Origin of the sequence: Nannocystis pusilla, assembly GCF_020073745.1 — a bacterium.
GTDB lineage: Bacteria > Myxococcota_A > Polyangia > Nannocystales > Nannocystaceae > Nannocystis > Nannocystis radixulma.
Map to the genome: position 1 here is coordinate 1 of NZ_JAIRAU010000002.1, position 17,983 is coordinate 17,983.

General features: G+C 69.4%; 11 protein-coding genes. 5 read left to right on the forward strand and 6 right to left on the reverse strand.

Features of this window, described 5'->3' with window-relative positions; all coding sequences use genetic code 11:
• On the reverse strand, positions 1–3,036 hold a 3,036-nt coding region (locus K7C98_RS06125; protein ID WP_224190608.1), incomplete at its 3' end, for a tetratricopeptide repeat protein.
• 514 nt (positions 3,037–3,550) lie between these two features.
• Between K7C98_RS06125 and K7C98_RS06130 the strand changes: the two genes are divergently transcribed.
• Positions 3,551–4,408: a DUF6602 domain-containing protein gene (locus K7C98_RS06130; RefSeq protein ID WP_346660268.1), complete on the forward strand. Its 858-nt coding sequence runs from the start codon at positions 3,551–3,553 to the stop codon at positions 4,406–4,408.
• Positions 4,409–5,312: 904 nt separating this feature from the next.
• Here K7C98_RS06130 and K7C98_RS06135 read toward each other — a convergent pair.
• Positions 5,313–6,986, reverse strand: coding sequence for a protein kinase domain-containing protein (locus K7C98_RS06135; RefSeq protein ID WP_224190610.1), 1,674 nt, complete (start codon positions 6,984–6,986; stop codon positions 5,313–5,315).
• A 531-nt stretch (positions 6,987–7,517) separates the two neighbouring features.
• The gene (locus tag K7C98_RS06140; RefSeq protein WP_224190611.1) at positions 7,518–8,651 is read right to left on the reverse strand and encodes a phosphatase PAP2 family protein; all 1,134 of its coding nucleotides are present in this window, start codon (positions 8,649–8,651) and stop codon (positions 7,518–7,520) included.
• A 77-nt stretch (positions 8,652–8,728) separates the two neighbouring features.
• Between K7C98_RS06140 and K7C98_RS06145 the strand changes: the two genes are divergently transcribed.
• The gene (locus K7C98_RS06145) at positions 8,729–8,998 is read left to right on the forward strand and encodes a hypothetical protein (protein ID WP_224190612.1); all 270 of its coding nucleotides are present in this window, start codon (positions 8,729–8,731) and stop codon (positions 8,996–8,998) included.
• Positions 8,999–9,512: 514 nt separating this feature from the next.
• Here the strand turns inward: K7C98_RS06145 and K7C98_RS06150 are convergent.
• Positions 9,513–10,145 (reverse strand): hypothetical protein, encoded by a 633-nt coding sequence (locus K7C98_RS06150; protein WP_224190613.1) that lies wholly within the window; start codon positions 10,143–10,145, stop codon positions 9,513–9,515.
• A gap of 953 nt (positions 10,146–11,098) precedes the next feature.
• On the reverse strand, positions 11,099–12,619 hold the full coding sequence (locus K7C98_RS06155) for a hypothetical protein (protein WP_224190614.1): 1,521 nt from the start codon (positions 12,617–12,619) through the stop codon (positions 11,099–11,101).
• Between the two features lie 597 nt (positions 12,620–13,216).
• Between K7C98_RS06155 and K7C98_RS06160 the strand changes: the two genes are divergently transcribed.
• Positions 13,217–13,918: a hypothetical protein gene (locus K7C98_RS06160; RefSeq protein WP_224190615.1), complete on the forward strand. Its 702-nt coding sequence runs from the start codon at positions 13,217–13,219 to the stop codon at positions 13,916–13,918.
• 413 nt (positions 13,919–14,331) lie between these two features.
• On the opposite strand, the gene K7C98_RS06165 is transcribed toward K7C98_RS06160, so the two are convergent.
• Positions 14,332–14,598, reverse strand: coding sequence for a hypothetical protein (locus K7C98_RS06165; protein WP_224190616.1), 267 nt, complete (start codon positions 14,596–14,598; stop codon positions 14,332–14,334).
• 3 nt (positions 14,599–14,601) lie between these two features.
• Between K7C98_RS06165 and K7C98_RS06170 the strand changes: the two genes are divergently transcribed.
• Together K7C98_RS06170 and K7C98_RS06175 are read left to right on the forward strand one after the other, a co-directional pair.
• Entirely contained in the window at positions 14,602–16,326 is a 1,725-nt protein-coding gene (locus tag K7C98_RS06170) for a hypothetical protein (protein WP_224190617.1), read from the forward strand.
• Between the two features lie 385 nt (positions 16,327–16,711).
• Positions 16,712–17,860: a hypothetical protein gene (locus tag K7C98_RS06175; RefSeq protein WP_224190618.1), complete on the forward strand. Its 1,149-nt coding sequence runs from the start codon at positions 16,712–16,714 to the stop codon at positions 17,858–17,860.
• Positions 17,861–17,983 lie beyond the last annotated feature (123 nt).

The window sequence follows — 17,983 nt, forward strand, 5'->3', positions numbered from 1 at the left end:
GATCTTCTGCTTGAGGTCGCGGCTGCCGGGGGCGATGCCGAGAGCCCGCCCGAGCAGCGCGAGCGCCCGCTTGGCGTGGCCGAGCCCGTACTCGCACACCTCGGCCATCTGCTCGAGGGTGACGACCTGCTGGGCGGCGTCGGTGAGGCTCTCGAGCCGCTTGCCGAGCGTGTCGAGGGTGGCCTGGTGATCGCCGGCCATGGTCTGCAGCTCGCCGAGGATCTTGAGGCCCTCGCTGTCGTCGGGCTCCTCGCGCATGAACCGCTGGAACGCGGCGATGGCCTTCTGCGGCTGGTTGAGGTTGACGACGTAGTTGCGGGCGATCAGCGAGAACAGCTCGCGCCGCTCGTCGGTCTCGAGCGCGGACAGCAGGAGCACCTCGGCCTGGCGGATCAGGCGGTCGTACTGGCCGGCGCGCTCGTACAGCTCGAGCAGCTTGAGGGCGACGTCGCGGTGGCCGACGGCGGAGGTCGAGGCGAGCTGCTCGAGCACGCGGATGGCGGCCGCCGGGTTGTCGAGGCGGTCGGCCAGGACCTCGGCGCGCTCCCAGCCGATGCCGAGCGCCTCCTCGTCGCTGTCGGCCATCTCCTGCAAAGTGCCGAGCGAGGCGGCGAGGCCGTGCCAGCTGCCGAGGTTGCGGTAGAGGCGGGTCAACGCCTCGGTGGCGCCGCGGTGGTCGCGGTGGATCCGCAGCGCGCGCTCGAAGGCCGAGCAGGCCAGGTCGGCGTCGCCGAGCGAGGCCTCGGCGACGTGGCCCAGGCGCATGAGATAGTCGAGCTGGCGGATCGCCGGCGTGCGCGCCGAGCTGGCGGCCTTGCCGAGCAGGTTGGCCAGCTCCTCGCGGTTGCCGAGCGCCTCGTAGGCGGCGATCAGCTTGTCGGTGACCTCGAGGTTGTGCGGATCGGCGGCTTGCAGCTGCGTCCACGCCTGGGCCGAGCGCTGCGGATCTTGCAGCTTGCGGTCGGCGACGTCGGCCATGCGGCGGATGATGCGGGTGCGCTGGGCCGGCTCGCCGACGAGCTGCAGCTCGCGCGAGAGGGCCTCGTACTCGCCGCCGGCGTCGCCGAGCTCGGACGACAGACCCTGCATGCGGTGGACGGCGTCGAGGTCGGACGGGCTGTAGCCGAGGATCTGCTCGCAGGCCCACAGCGCCTCGCGCGGGCTGTGCAGCTCGTGCTGCCACAGCTCGGCCATGCGCCGCAGCAGGACCACCCGCTGCGAGATGCTGCGGGTGACGTCGTGCTGGCGCCGCAGCAGGTCGATGACCTGGTCGTAAGCACCTGTCCGTTCGTACATCTCCGCGAGCGCCCGCAGGGCCCCCTCGTGGCCGGGCGCCAGCGCGAGCATCTCCTGCAGGAGGACGATGGTGCGCTGCGGGTCGGTCATGCGCTCGCGGTGGGCCTGCGACAGCCGGCGCAGCACCTCGAAGCGCCGCTGCGGATCGACGGTGCGCTGCAGCTCGGCCTCGAGGGTGGCGAGGTTGGCGTCGAGCATGCGCGCGCGCTTGTCGATGCGGGCGATCTGGTCGCGCGGGCGCCAGTCGTTGGGGTAGGCCAGCGCGAGCCGGTTCCACGCGTCGAGGGCGCCGGCGAGGTCGCCGAGGCGACGCTCGTAGATCTCGGCCAGCTCGACGAAGTGCTCGGCGAACTCGCTGCGCGCGAGCGGGCTGTCGGGGCCGCCGCCCATCTGCAGCGCCTGGTCGACCTGGTAGAGGATGAGGCCGGCGAGGTGCGACCAGTTGTTCTTGCGCCGCCAGTGCTCCTTGTAGCCCTCGAACGCCTCGTGGTTGAAGGGCTCGCGCTCGAGCACGCGGTAGAAGGCGACCGCGGCCCGCTCCTCGTCGCCGAGGTCCTCGCGGGCGACGCGGGCGGCCCACAGCAGCTTGTCGGTCGACAGGCTGTTGGGGTCCTGCTCCGACCAGCGCTCGTACAGGCCGACGAGGGCGTGGTTGTCGCCGAGCTCGACGAGCAAGGCCTCGAGCCGCAGCCAGGCGTCGCCGCCGGGCCGCTCGAGCCGCGAGGCCTGCTCGTAGCAGGCGCGCGCCTCCTCGCGGCGGGCGAGGCGAGTCTCGAGCAGCTCGCCGCGCGACAGCCACAGGCCGTAGCTGTCGGCCTCGGTGACGTAGCCGATCCAGGCGCCGTAGAGGTCGTCGAGCTCCATCCACTTCTCCTGCGCCATCAACAGCTCGGCCAGCGCGTTGCCGGCCTCGTGGTGATCGGGGCGCAGGCTCATGGCCCGACGCAGGAGGTTGTAGGCGATCTTGTCGTCGCCCTGGCTGCGCGCGAGCTTGGCTGCGCGAAAGAACACGTCGGCGGCCTTCTGCAGGCCCTCGTCGCTGGCCTTGCCGCTGCCGAGGTAGAGCGCGCCGAACGCCCGCAAGGCGGCGACGTCGTCAGGGTTGGCCTTGAGCGCGGCCTGCAGGTGAAGCGCGGCCGAGGGGATGTTCTCGAGCTGCTCGGCCTCGATCCGCGCGAGCCGCAGGTGGAGCCCGGCGAACCGCTCGCGCTCGCGGACGGCGTCGGTCCGCGCGAGCTCGGCGTTGATCAGATCGATGACCCGCAGCCAGGCCCCCGCCTGAAGGTGCAGCCGGATCAGCTGCTCGGCCGCGTCTCGCTCGTTGTGGTTGATCTCGAGCGCAGCCCGATAGCAAGCGATCGCCTCGTCGACCTGACAGCGCTGCTCGTCGACCTTGCCGAGCTCGACCAGCGCGGCCGGCACGGCCCCTCGATCGTTCCGCCGCAGATGATCGAGGCGGAACTTGAGGAGCGTGGCGAGCTCGTCCAGCGCGCCGATCTCCTGGTAGACCTTGCGCAACAGCTCGAAGGCGCGATGATTGTGCGGCTCGGCCTGCAGCGCCCGCACGAGCGCGTAGGCGGCCTGCGGCTTGTCCTTGACCCGGTCGTACCATAGCTCGTACGCCTGCACGCACAGCTCGCCGACCTTCGCCGGGCCGCTGATCGCCGCGGCGTGCACGACGAGCAAGGTGGCGAGCCCGCTCCAATTCTCGGCCTCGCGGAAGGCCCGGCGCAGACGCAAGAATGCGTCGTCGCTCGGCTTGGCTCGAAACGCAGCCAGCTCCGGCGGCTCTCCAGGAACCACAGGCGGCAACGGGCAAGGCAGATCGTGAGGCGAGGGCTGGCGCTTGGGCGCGACGGCAGTTTCAGGCATGGGGCGTGGTGCCGCGAGCGGGGCCGCCCAAGGTACCACGCCCGCTCACGCGTGTGGGTGCGCAGGCGGACAGGTGACCGTGGGCGAGATCGCGCCCCGACCGTAGGGGGAAAACTGGGGTGGGGGGGAATGGCCTCAGAGGGAGTTGACTGCTCAGTCGCGTGGGCACCTGAACAACCTCCGGGATACTATGCACAAGAAGCTCATCCTCCCGTACCGCTCGACTCCCCGCTGGGAAGGAGAGCGGGACGCGTTCATCCGGGGCCACTTGTGATCACGGGTCTTTCGCGGTGGCGGATGATGCTGCCAAACCGAGCGCCACAGCCAGAAGACCCACCGCAAAGCTCCCAGCGGTTGAATACCCATGTCTCAGACACAAAATATGATTGAAGAATACTTCCGTGCGAAGACGCAGGAGCTCCTTGCTGCCGCGAAACTCCCAGTGACTGATCACGGGGGACTACGTGGGGTCCACCGAGAATTGGTCGTGGATCGTTTCCTGTGCGAAGTCCTTCCTCGCCGTTTTGAAGTGGGGCATGGTCAGGTACACGGGGTTGTGCATCGAAGTCGGGAAGCCGACGTCATCCTTTGGGACGCTCTGAATTACCCGAGGCTCCAACTTCGAGGCTCGACGATCTTCTTCGCCGAGTCCGTCCGCGCATCCATCGAAGTTAAGTCTCGCTGGAGTGTCGAAGAATTGGACGACATTTTGGTGAAAACAAAAGCTCTCAGGGATATTGTGACTGCTCCGCGGATAAATATTGACGATGCTCTGCAGCGAATGCAGCTGGATATTGCCTACCTCGCAGGAGGACCGGCTCCGACGGGAGCTCTGGCTGTTCAACATCGTATCGGCACTGCCGGTTTCGTATTCTTCGGAGGGCAAAGGTTCGAGCTGAAGGATGTCAAGGCAGAGACTATGGATCATGCTGATGATTGCTGGCCCGACGTTTTACTCTTCCTTGAGGCCGGCATTGTAGTTCTCAAGGAATGGGAGGAGCGCGAAGGGCTGGGGGGTGGTCAGGGGGAATTGCTTCGCTTCGATCTTGGCGCAGATGCCCTCCTTTTCTTCACCGACGCTCTTCTGCGTGGACTTGTTGCACGTTCGGTGTTTGTGGAAACACCACTCGACTTGGCAAGTTACCAAATTCCTTCGCTGCACTCACAGCCGGTTGAGCGAGTCTCCTTCCGCCTCACTCGACCCAACCCAGGTCGCAGGTATTTCTTCGATGATGAGTAGGCCGCCTCCCCTGCGAGGAGGCGTTCGCCAACGGACGACTGCTCGTGCAAGATAAGATGGCTATCGATGAACAATGGATAAACGAGGCGGCTTTAAAGCCAATATGCCGGGGAAATGCTGTTTGGACGAGCCCGGACGGACGCCGGTGTTGAGTAGCAACACCGCTTGATATTCCCCTAATGAGAGGTACATCGAGCAAGCCAACGCTGAAGCGTGCTTCCTCACCCGACGCGAGCTCGAGATACTGTCCTGGCTGGACGTCGCTTCCGCGAGGAAGATCGAGCCGGCTGAGCGAGGTCGGCGTGATTGGCGGTCGTCGCACGCGGCGCTCGACCAGGCGGCGGGACGACCGGGGCGACCATCAGCTGCAGCAGCGACTCGAGCGGCTGCGGCGCCATCGGGTCCTGGACGGCGATCGTCTCGGTCCCTTTGCTGCGCAGGGTGAACTCGAGGCGCAGCGGCTCACCCGCAAGGATGATCTCGTCGACCTGCAGGCGCGGTCCAAGCGCGCGTCATGTCGTCCGCCTGCGGGCACGAGCCCGCATCCCACCAACCCCACGAGGATTCGCCTGACCGGAAAGCGGTTCCTAGCCCCCAAGCAGGGGCCTGGCCGCTCAGTGTCCCCTCTGTCGACTGTTTCCGGCCCCAGACAGACTGCGCTATTCTGCGCGTCGTGGCGCGCTCCGTCACCCTCGCCGCCGTCGCCTTGATCGCCACCGCCTGCGACGGTGGCAGCGGTCAGGAGACGGGTTTCGGCTCGAGCCTCACCACGGCGCCGCCGGGGACCAGTTCGATCGGTTCGCCATTCGCGGACGCGAGGTCGTGTTCGCGGCGAATGATGGTCCCGACGACGGAACCGTGATTGTGAGGAGTGCCGGGGCGATGCGTCGAGCCTGGCCTGGTTTCAGGGACGGCGGGGGGACGAAAATTCGTACGCGACGGTCACACCGACGAAGTTCGACGGGGAGGGCCGGGGAAACGTCCAGCGTTTCGCAGCCTCGATGATGCAGTCCGCGAGGTCCTTCTCCGCGACAGGGCCGTACTTGACGCTGGCGAAGCCGACAGCGCCATCCGGACGAACCACGAGATGGAAGGGAATATACACGGCCTCCGGGAAGGGGCGCGGATGCACCCGCTCCTGGCACTCGCGGACCGCGGGCAATCGACCATCGAGGGTCTCGCGCACTGCAGGTACCGCGAGGCCCTTCTCGACGAGGAGGGTCCCGATCGAGATCGAGACGGGCACCGGTGGCGGCCGTGCGCCCGGGGCGACGATGACAAGCAGCGCGAGGGCCACGATCCCCACGGGGATCAGGACCCACCACCAGGACGCGGCGAAAAGCGGCTTGCCAGCCGCCCATTCTTGTTCCGGTTCCGTCGTCGCCTGGGGCTCGGGCGAAGGTTGCAGAGGAACTTTCGTCGCGCCGGCCGAGGGGCCCTGGGTCTCACTCCTCGGCGGGGGAACGGCGCCACGGGGACGGGGTGGCGGCGGCGTCGGCTCGACGACCGGCAGCACCAGTCCTTCGCGCAAGGCCGCGATCAGCTCGCCCACGCGCTGGATCCGCTGCCTGGGCTCGGGCACGAGCGCGCGACGCAGGACGTGGCGGAGAAACGGTGAGCACGTCAGCCCAGCGAGGAATCCATCGAGATTGGCGAGCAGGTCGTGCGGCGTGAGCTCGGCGTGCGACAGCGCGAAGACGGTGGTCATCGCCAGGCCGTAGACGTCGGTCGCCGGGGTGGGCTCGGCGCCGCGCCGAAGCAACTCCGGCGCGGCGTAGACGAGAGAACCGCCGAGCGTGCCGGTCGTCAGGGTGGCGAAGTCGGGGCCGGTCACCAGGTCGAAGTCCGTGAGCTTGGCGCGTCCATTCCTCGTGATGAGGATGTTGCTCGGCTTGACGTCGCGGTGGACGATCCCTTCGTTGTGCACGTAATCGAGGGCTTCGCCGACCTGAGCGAGCAGATCGAGCCGTGTGGCCATCGGCGCGCGTCGCTGCAGGACCAGGGCTTCGAAGGTCTCGCCGGGGAGGTATTCCATGGCGAAGAACAGACGGCCGCCGTCGATGCCGCCGCTGGCGCGGATCTGGACCAGCCCGGGGTGCCGCAAACGCGAGAGGATCGCCGCACCGCGGAGGAAGCGGCGCCGGCGCTCGTCGTCGGATCCGTGGTGCTCATGCAAGATCTTGAGCGCGACGTACTCGTGACTGGCGAGGTCGAGCGCCCGCCATACACTGGCGAACCCGCCGCTGCCCAGCCGCTCGGCGAGACGGTATGCGCCGTCTCCGAGAGTCACGCCTGGTTCGAGAGCACGAGGGGCGAGCCATTGCGACCGGACTCGGGTGATGTCGTCCCGCCGATGCGGCCGCTCCGCGAGCAAACGGGCGAAGAACGCGTCGTCGAGGAGGCCGTGGCGCTCGAGCAGCTTCACCGCTGCGTCGGCGAGCATCATCAGGCTGGCGCTCTCTCCAGGCAAGCCGGCCCGCAGCGCCGCACCCTCCGGACATTCGCCGAGGAAGCACCGGAGCTCGGCGGGGTCGAACAGCGACACGAGGAGTTCGCGGAGTACGCCGGTGCGCGGCATCGGTCGCGAGTGTAACCGAGATCGCGCGCGCAACCTGGTGGGACAGCGAATCCTCGCGGCGGAGCCCGGCAAGGCGGGTGGAGGCGATGTCCGGCGTGCCGCGAAGGGCGACCTAATTTTCGGGATCTGGCCCGGACGAGCGGATCGGGCCTGCGGAACACGTCGGCCCCGGCGCTTCAAATCGCCTCCGGGGCGGTCAAGAAAGGTCTGCGCCTGCGAGACGGGTCGATGCCCCGGCGAAACCGTGAGGCGCCGAGGGGACAATGTGCTTTGTCAGGCGCGGTCGGTCGGCTGGAGGGGAGGGCGGCGACGCGAATGTCGACACTCTGACCCGATGCTTTGCGCTCGTGATGCACAACTGGAACTACCCCTGCCGCTCGCGTGATTCATCGCCTCGAGAGCGACGAATGCGGGATCATGACAGGGGGACGCGGAGCGGCCGGGTGCCCCACGGTTCGGGGTCTGCCCGTCGCGCGCGAGCCCGGGGGCGAGCTGCTCGGCGGGGTTGCTGCCCCAGCAGGGGCCGTCGTTTCAGAAGCGGCCGGTGAGGTTGAACAGGGCGCCGCGAGGGCTCGGGCGCAGGGCGAACGACAGGCGCTTGCCGAGGTCGCTGCGGTGGAGGGTGGGCACGAGGACGCCGATCGAGGTGCCGGCGATCGAGCCGGCGATCACATCGGTCCAGAAGTGCTTGCCGGCCTCGACGCGGAGGAGCGCGGTGGTGGCGGCGATGCCGATCGCCGCCAGCCACACCGGTACGGCGGCGCGCGCCCGCGAGTGACGCAGGGTGAAGATGGTGGCCCAGGCGGTCATCATGGCGAAGGCGGTGGAGGCGTGACCTGAATAAAAGGACAGGCGCGCCTCCTCGTCGCGGATGTCGCCGAGCGAGTTGTCCTGGTCGTAGCTGTAGGGGCGCGGGCGGCGGACGGCGTACTTGACGAGGTTGGTGAGGCCGACGTTGACGGCGAGGACCTGGAACAGGACGACGACGTCGCGGGCCCAGCCGCCTGCTGCCCGGCGGTAGGAGCCGGGGGCGCGCCGGCCGGTGACGAGGGCGTCGGCGAGGTCGGCGACCAGCGGGGCGGCGATGGCGGTGTAGAGCAGGGCGTCGGAGGCGTGGGCGGCCGCCGGGTTGTCGTTGCCGAGGACGCGGCGGTCGAGGCCGTTGATCCGCGAACGATCGCAGGCGGCGCAGCCGGCCCAGCTCGAGTCCCTGGCGGCCAGGTCGCTGCCGAGCCACAGGGCGAGGCCGAGGCCGATGACGGGGACGTCGATCGCGGGCCGGATCCGCATGAGGTGCGGCGGGAGAGCGGGCGGCGCGGGAGCGGATGGTGCGGCGGAGATGTCCTCGGGGGTATGTCCCGAGGGCGGGGCGGGCTGTTGCGGGGAGGTCCCGGGCGGGTGCGCCGCGGGCGACGGGGTGGAATTGTGCGAGATGTCCTCGGGGACATGTGTGGACGCGGGCGAGGCGTCTGTGGGTGGCCTGTCTTGAGGAGCATGTCCGGAGGGACCGACCGAGGGCGCCCAGGCGTCGAGCGGCGCCAGGGCGGGCGGGGCGGAGGCGTCGGGCGCGAGGGAGAGCGCGACGCGGCCGGGGACGAGGGGATGCGCGGCGACGGGCGGCGCGAGGAGGGCGACGAGCAGGGCGGAGAGCAGACGGCGCGACATCCGGGTGCGGCGAGTATGCCTGCTCTTCACATGCACGGGAACGGGGCGCTGCCGTACCCTGCCCAGTCTTGGCGCGCATGCGGCAGCTGCTCCGCGAGCTGGCGGAGACGATCGAGGACGACGAGGAGGACGCCGACGGCGAGGGGCCGAGCGGGCGCGGGCAGTACGACGTGCGCGGCTTCGATCCGGGGAAGAAGGCCATCCCGCTCAACAGCGATCCGTCCGGCGACCTTTACTTCCGGGCGACCGCGGCGAAGTCGGGGGCCGAGACGCGGCGTCTCGCCGTTGCGCGGGGGCTCGGGCGCCGAAGCAGCGACCGCGTCTCAGGGCCGAGTTGCGGGAAATGACGAGGCCATGAGCCGCGGGCGCCGAAGTCGCGACCGCGTCTCAGGGCCGAGTTGCGGGGAATGACGAGACCATGATCCGCGGGCGCCGAAGCAGCGACCGTGTCTCAGGGCCGAGTTGCGGGGAATGACGAGACGATGAGACGCGGGCGCCGAAGCAGCGACCGCGTCTCATGGCTGACTTGCGGGGAATGACGAGACCATGAGCCGCGGGCGCCGAAGCAGCGACCGCGTCTCAGGGCCCTCGAGCGCGGGAATGATGAATGACGAGACCACGACGCGCAGGCGCTGAAGCAGCGGGCGCGTCGCGGCGTGAGCGTGACGAGGCGGGGGCCGTGACGCGCGACCGGGTGGCGCGGAGTGCCGTTCCCAAGATCCAGACCTGCGACGGTGCGCTCGATAGGATGAGCTTGCACGTGCGGCCTGCACCCGGCACTCGCGCCTGTGCTGGCGGTGGGCGAGACGAGAGCTCGCCAGGCCAAACCCGGCCGCGTTCGGACGGCGGACCCGCAGGGGGTCACACGTCCTGCACGTCGAGCTGCAGGCAGGTCGACGTGTCGATGTACACGACCTCCTCGAGGGCGACGGGCTCCAGGTCGGGACGATCGATGTCGATGGGCTGGAAGTCGGGGCGGTCGATGGGCTGGAAGTTGGGGCGGTCGATGGGATTGAAGTTGGGGCGGTCGATGGGGTTGAAGTGCGGGCGGTCGATGCCGGGGCGGTCCCACGGGCCGAAGCCGTGCCAGGGGCCGAGGCCGGGCCAGGGGCCGAAGCCGCCCAGGCGGGTCGTGAGCTCGCTGGGCGCGCAGAACAGCGCGCCGCCGTCCTCACACTGGCTGCGGCAGGTCGCCGCGCGGTCCTCGAGCTCGCCGGCGCACTGGGCCAGGCAGACCGGGCCGGTCAGCGCGCCGCAGTCGTAGGCGCGGTCGTCGGTGCCGGTGCCGACGAAGATCTGGGTCTGGACGCACGCGTCGAGGGCGGTGGCGCCGCCCAGGTCGATGCCCTGCTCCGGGTTCTTGCCGACCGGCTCCCACTGGCCGGGGCCGTTCATCTGCTCCGACTCGGCGGTGAGCGGACGCGCCATCGTCGGGCTGGCCGCGAGCGACGCGATGACCAGGGCGGGGCAAACGATCAGGATATTACGCAACATGGGGAGTACCTTTCTTCTCTTCCTGCTTCTCTCGGTGGCGGCGTGGGATGATTCCCTCCGTCGCGCCGTGTAGGACTATTCAGCCCGTTCAGACCGTGGGCAATGCCGAGTTGTGGCGTATCGCATACTCGTGGGGGCCTCGATTTGGCGTAGGGGCCGGCGTGCCCCGGCGCATCTCGGGGAATCCGCGGGTTCGCCTCGATCGGGCAGGAACCCGGCGGCGGCGCCGTCTGCGGCGGTTTTGCGGCGCTCGTGAGCAGATGTCGCCGTCGTCCGCCGCGCTCGCACATTGTTCATAGCCCTGCGACCCGGGCAGGGCAATTTCGAGGCCGTCCGTCGATTCGAGGAAAGTACTATGATGATTGATGAAGCGGCGCGGTCGCGGCGGCTCGCGGAGGGCTCCGCGCACTTTTCGAGTCGGCGGCCGGGAGAGCTCCTATGATTATATACAATGTGCTATTTCTCCTCACAAGTCGCGGACGCTGCGACATTGATGATTCGCCGCGGCGCCGTCGGCAGCGCCGCGGACGACGGAATGCGTCGAGCGGCGCGCCGTTCGACGCGCCGATCGATCGATCGGGGCAGGGGCGTCGCGCGCGTCCGAGGAGCGCCTCGGGGGGCGCCGCGCCGGCGGACGCGGGCCGGCAGTGGCGAGCCCGCCCGCTCGCGGCACGAGCTCGGCTCGCCCGTGCAATCGGCGGCGCCGACCGTCGGCAGCAACCCTGCAGCAGGAGGACGCTCGGCAGCGCCTGGCTGCCGACGTCCGCCGTGGCGTCTCGCTCGTCGATCACGCTCCGCTGACTGACCCCGATCGCGGCCGCGGTCACGCCGGACGGATACCGATCGACGAGGAGCTGGACAAATCAGAGAAGGACAGGACGTCCTGATCGCGGAATGACGCGCGCCGCAGGGCGAGGCGCGGTCGTCGGGCATGCCGAGACGTCCGACCGTATTCAGGACTGCGGCTCGGAGGCTCGCTCGGCGGCCCATCGATCGAGCTCGGGCGCGGACGGGACGAGCGCGCCGAGGGCCGCGATGAGCGGCTCGAGCTCGCCACGCCTGCGCTCGTCGGGCATCTGCAGGCGGAGGCCGCCGCCGAGCTCGGTCATCGTGATGTGGTCGGGCAGCCTAGCGCGATCGAGCCGCGCGGCGTGGCTGGTCGACATCCAGATCCGGCGGTCGATCCCGCGGATGTGCGTCTCGTGCCAGGCCGCGATCTTGAGCGGCTCATCGTTCCCGCCGAGCGTGATGCTCTCCCAGCGCGTCGTGTCGTCCGGGCGGTATTGATGCAGCTCGAGGAGCGCGGAGTAGGCGGCGCCGGAGCGGATCGCCTCGTCGCAGATCGCCTCGAGTCGGGCGATGTCCGCGACGTGATCCGCCGTCCGGTCGTACGCGGCGAGCACGAGCTGGACGACGAGCTGATCCCGTGCGTCCATCGATCGCGGCGGGTAGCCGAAAGTGCCGAACAGGTAGGTCGAGCCAGCGACCTGAAACGGCGACTTGGGGCCGGGCATGAATTCAGTGACACGGTCGAGGGGAGGGGCGCCCGCCTCCTCGCGCTCGTGAAAGACGACCTCATGGTCACGCTCGATGCGGAGGCTCCCGTCGCCGTGCGCGGTGCGCCACGCCTCGACGTGCCGGCTCGCCCACGCCCACGCCCACGCGAGCGAGCCACGCAGGGTGATGTGCGCGCTCACGTGCTCGCGGTGATGCATGGCGAAGAGGGCGTAGTTGCCGATACTGCTGTGCGTGAGGCTCGGTCGCCACGGCTTCCATATCACCACGAGCTCGAGGCTGCCGGACGTATGCGAGCCATCGCTCGCGATCTCCGCGACGAGCTCGCACTCGCCTTCCTTGAGCGTGCGGTACTCGAGATGGAGGGGCCACATGCGCTTGTCGGCGAGCACGCGTGCCCGCTCGGCTTCTCTCCGGCCCATCGAGAACGTGTCGGGCTCCTCGACGAACCCCGGCGGGATCGCGATCTTCGCGTCGCCCCAGGCGTGCGGCCCCTCGGGTACGAGCTCGAGCCTGTCGCTCTTGCACGAGAGCAGCTCGACGAAGCCCTCCGCGATCCCACTGCCCGAGAGCCGGATCGTCAGGCCGCGCCCGGGGCCGCCGACGCTGCGGACCTCCAGGAATTGCTTGCAGACCTCGCCCTCGAATACGAGGTGCCGCGATCCCCAGCTGCGGTTGCTGCCCCAGTCGACGTGGAACGCGGGGTCGCCGGTCTGGTCACGCGGCGTCCATGCGGCCTGCTTTCGGCGCAGCGCGATCGTGGTGCCGCGCAGCGCACGCTCCCCGAACATGTGCTCGACGGACAGGCCGAACCGCTCCGCGGCGACGGCGAGCGCCGTCTCGGGGAAGATCTGGATGAGCCCGTCGGCGAACGCCCTGGCGAGCTCGTTGGCGTGCCCTTCACGAGCAGCGGCTCGACGTGCTTCTTCGCCGGCCTGCGCTCGCCCCCGCGGGCCCACACGCCCGCCGGCTTCCCGTCCGCATGGAGGCCGAGCCGGACGATCGCGCTCGCTTCGCAGTACGCCTCGAGGACGGGCAGCTTCGTCGCCTTCGACACCGCCTGGGCGATCGCCGCGGCCTCGTGGCCGTCGTCCTCGATCGTGAGCCAGGGCGACTTGCCGCCGAGGCGGATCACGCGATCGGCACCGCGAGTTCGCGTGATCCGTTCGTACCCCGCCTTCTTCGCGTACGCGAGGACGGCCCGGACGACCCGCTCGCGCTGCCGCTCCGTCGGCGCATGGACGTGGAGGTTGTGGAAGTTCTGGCTCATGCGAAGGCGCCCGAGCATACACCGCGAACGCGACCCCCCGGGCGAGGGCGCGGTGCAGCGACGCGACGTGCAACGCGTCGGGGGCCGCAGACGATCAGCTCGTCACACTCATGGGCGTCGCCGAGGTCGGATTCACATGCGGCGATCCTACATGTGCTCCGGCCCGACGTGCATGCCCGCGTCGCGCGCCGGCGCGCCATCGCCACCGCACATGAGGTCGCCACTCTCGGTTAGAATGACCGTCGCAGGGCCTGTCGAAGGTCCTGTCCCGCAAAGGTCCCCCCCCATGAGAAGAGCCTTCCTGTGCGCACTGATCGTCGCCGCCACCACCTCCTCGCTCGCATGCGACGCGGTCATCGCGGCGCAGTCCAAGGACCAGCCCGTCCCTGAGGAGCCCGCGGCGATGGCGGCCGTCAAGGTCCAGGCCGACGTCGACGTCCAGCTCAAGCCCGAGGTGCTCGACCTCGAGACGGTCAACTACTTGATCAAGAAGGGCAAGGTCAAGGACGCGGAGGCGCTCGAGAAGCAGCTCAACAACCCGAAGGAGAAGCTGCACAGCATCGACATCGACGGCGACGGCAAGCTCGACAAGCTCCAGATCGTCGAGGTCAAGAAGCCGAACGACGAGATCGTGTTCGAGCTGCACGTGATCCCCTCGTCGAAGAAGGAGAAGGACAACACCCTGATCGTCGCCTTCATCGACTTCGCGCCCGACAAGACGACGAACACCCTCGTCGTCAAGGCGACCTACGCGCCCTGCGTCGTCGGCCACGACACGATCGTGTATGACTACAACGTCCCGATCGTCGTCCAGAACGACACGATCGTGGTCACCGGCGGTCCGGCGTTCTACGGCTGGCTGTTCGCGGTCCGTCCGGCCTACGTCGGCGTCATCGTCATCGATGTCCCGACCGTGCATATCCACAAGCACAAGCACAAGCACAAGGGCAAGTGGAAGGGCAAGGGCAAGGGCAAGTGGCACTGGTGATGGGCCACGCCGATCCGTCTCGAACCTCGAACGGACTGTGGGAGCGGGTTCGCGAGAAGAAGATCGCGGCGGCGCTCGGTCGCCCGCCCGATCCGCCTCCGGACCTCCAACTGATCCGCGTCAGCTGCGAGGTCGCTCCCGCTGCGCTGCGACCGCTCCTCGAGGCGCGGCGGTTGACCGAGGCGATCCTCGGCGAGACGCGGCCGAGGCCGGAGCGGAGCAAGCTGCGGGCGCGGACGCTCTTCGGTGAGACGCCCGAGCGCGCCACCGAGGTGGTCGTCGTCGAGCTGTGGAATCAGCTCGCCCAACAGAAGGGCGCGCGCTGGGTGGTGGTCTTCGACGCGGTGGAACACGCCGACAAGGCGACTCTGGCGGCGCTGACGCAGATCGTGCAGCGGGCGGAATGGGTGCGACTACCGCTGCTGCTGGTGTTTCACAGCGAGCCGAAGGAGGCGGCGGCCGACTTGCTCGCGGCCGTGCGCGGGCGCGACGCCGAGGCCGTGATCCGCGGCGAGCAGCCGCGCGTCGGTGAGGCGCAGCGGATCGAGTGGAACGCGTTGCCCGCCAAAACGCTCCGCGTGCTGCGAGCCGGGGCGTTGATCGGCCCGGGCTTCGAGCTCAAGATCCTCGCCGATCTGCTGGCGCTCGAGCCGCTCGAGGTGCTCGAGCAGCTCCAACACGCCGTGGATCTCGGCGTCCCGATCGAGGATCGCGGCGAGGGACGGTTCTCGTTGCCGGCCTCCGCCCTCTCGGCGCTGTCCGCGTCGATCATGCCGTCGCTCGCGCAAGCGTGGCACCGCCAGCTCGGGCGACTGCTCGGCGGGCGCGTGGCGAAGGTGGCGGCACCGCCCCCGCCTCCGCCGAACGCGGCCAGGATCGCGACGATCCGACGGGAGAGCATCGGCGATGCTCGCGTGGCGGAGATCATCGACATGTCCGACGAGGTCAGTGATCTGGCCGATGACGCGTCGAGCGCCGCGCAGGCCGCCTCCGCTTCCGCCGCCAGCCCGCAAACCCCGGAGATCAGCCCGTCCGAGCACGACGAGAGCGGATCGCCTGTCCCGAGGGACATCCAGCCTTCGGGCTCGAGCGCCGCGGCTCCGCACGCGCCTTCCAAAGCAGTGGTTCAGCGCCGGACCGTGGTGGCAGCGCCGGCCCGAGGCGCGGGAGCGCCGGTGCGTCCGAGGACGTTGCTCCTCGCGCCGGACGTCGACTTGCCGGAGCCGGCCGAGTGGAGCTCGTCCCCCAGGACCGGGGCGACCGAGCTCGATGACCCGCTGGTCGACAAGGTGCGGGCCGCCGAGCACATGCGCCTCGCCGGCGACGCCGAGGCAGCCGCGGCGCACCTGTGCGAGGCAGCGCGCACGGCCGCGGAGATGGGGGCGCCGCAGGTGGCGGCGCAGCACGTGAACGACGTGCTCGAGTTGCTGGCGACGCTGCCCATCGGCGCGTCCCGGCAGCGACTCAGGGCGCGGGCGCTGCTCGAGCGCGGGCGGCTGCAGTGGCAGGCGGCGGGCTACGAACACGGGTTCACACTGGCCCAGGCGCTGGTTTCGCTCGAGGCGGCGCGCGCAGAGCTCGGGCCGGATGCGCCGGTCGACCTCGCGGTCGATCTGGCGCAGGCCCTGGCAGGCGTGTATTTCGAGCTGGGCGACTCGCATGCCCTCGCGCGGGCGCTGGCGGAGATCGAGGAGGCGAGCCGAAAGTTGCAGACCGCGAACGACACGATCGGGGCGGCGTGCCTGTTCAACGATCAAGCCGCCGTGCGCGTCCGGATGGGCGATGCCGCGAGCGCGCTGCAACTGCTGCGCGCGTCTCGTGCGATCTTCGACGCGCGGGGCCAGGACGACCACGTGGCGCTGCGCGAGCTCGCGGAGACGGAGCACCTGTTCGCCAAGCTACCGCTCCATGCCCGGATGCGCCTGGGGCGCGAGGAAGAGGGCTACGCGATCGGCCTCGAACACGCGCTCGCAGCAGAGCGCGCCTATGGCGAGCTCGAGGATCCCCGCGAGCTCGCGCGCGTGTGGGAGACGATGGGTCGACTCGAACTGAAGCGCTGCCGGATCGAGGAGGCGAGGCAACGGCTCGAGGCGGCGTTCGAGACGCAGACGCGGATCGGCGACCTGACCGGCCTGGCGCAGACGACGGAGCTGTTGTCGGAGGTGCTCGCCTGGTGCGGCCGCAACGACGAGGCGGTCGCGATGCTCCGCGACTCCGTGGTGTTCAACCGCGACAAGGGGTCCCCACGCGGGCTGATCTCCAACCGCCAGGCGCTCACCGCCCTGTCGTCGCGCTTCGCAGCGCTGCCGAAGCACGCGGAAGGTCTCCGCGAGGTGGAGATCCTGCTCGCGGCCGGCGAACGCGAGCTCGGCGTGCCGGCACGGACGGACACTCAAGGCATGACCTGAAGGCCAGCTTCTCGGGCGCTGCTCGCGGGCGCCGGAGTCGCTGGCCTGTACCCGCCTTCACGCCTCGCACAGCGATGCCTCGTGCAACACGCGCTCGACCCAGCGGGCTCAGCGGCTCTCGCTCTCCGCGCTCACCGTCCTGCTCGCTTGCGGTAAGCCCCGACCGAGCTCAACGACGAGGACGATCGAGGGACGGATTCCCGGCTGCGAGAATGACATGAGCATCGTCGCGACCACATACAACGCACACCGTCAGACAGGGCTGAAAAAAAATGTCGGCGACCTTGGAGGAACCTGTTGTTCCGCGGCCTAAGGGCGATGAACACCGTCGCGAGGGCTCGAGCATTCGCCGCGGCACGACGGGCGGTTCAAAGGAAGCATGACAATGGCACATCACGGTTGGAAGTTCGGTTTTGTCGCGCTCACGCTGCTGGGCTTCGCATGCGATCTGGCGCGCTCCAAGGACACACGCACGCTCACCGAGGTCGCCCTGCTGGACTCCGCCGAAGCGTGCGGCGAGGCCTCGGTCGAGCTCATCGCCGGACAGAACATCGACGTCGGCGAGGTCACCGTCTACAACGACGAGACCACGGTCTGCGTCGCGTTCACCACCGAAGGCGACTGGTACATGACGGAGACCCACCTCGCCATCGCCACCGATCCCGTGGGCATCCCGCAGATGAACGGAAACCCGATCCCCGGGCAGTTCCCGCTCCATCACGAAGATCTGTGGACGCAGCACGACGTGTTCTGTGTGCTGCTCGCCGACATCGGCGCGGAGCCGGGCGACCCCCTGTACATCGCCACGCACGCCGCGGTCGCGCAGGAGATCGAGGGCGAGATCGTCGGCGGAGAGACCGCCTGGGGTCAGGGACACGACTTCCCCGGCGGCAACTGGGGCATGTACTTCGAGTACGTGCCATCGACGTGTGACGAGGACGGCGGGGGCGGCGACGGCGACGATCCGTGCGGCTATCGCACGCAGACCCAGGGGGGATGGGGCAGCATCTGCGACGGCGACAACGCTGGCTGCTACCGCGACGCGCACTTCGACGCAGCGTTCCCGGACGGGCTCGCCGTCGGCTGCGGCGACCTGCACGCGACGCTTCTCAGCAGCGCCGCGGTCGAGCGGGCGTTGCCGGCCGAGGGCGCGCCGCGGGCGCTCCTGCCCGGGGAGGCCGTGGCCTACGACGGCTCCGACGCCGATCCGACCGTCGGCACCGTGCTCTTCGGCCAGGTCGTCGCGCTCAGCCTGAGCGTCGCGTTCGATGCGTTCGACGACTTCAAGCAGGTCGACACGCCGGTCCCGCTGGCCGATCTCGTGATCGCCGACCCCGAAAGCCCCTGCGCCGGCATGAGCGTCGGCGAGGTGCTCGTGGCCGCCAACGCCGCGCTCGGCGGTTGCCCTGCGGCGCTCTCCGCCTCCGAGCTCAGCGATTGCGCGGCGAAGATCAACCAGGCGTACGTCGACGGCAAGGCAGAGGTCTGCAGCGGGACGCTTGAGATCCCAACCCCGACCCCGATCCCCGGTTGATCGGGAGGCCTGCCCTGGCCCGCGCGTCGCGGTGGGGCCGCGCGCGCGGCGAGGATTGACCGCTGCGCCTTCGAGCCGTGACACTGTCCTCGTCGGCCGGCGACCCCCCCGCGAGCTGATTCT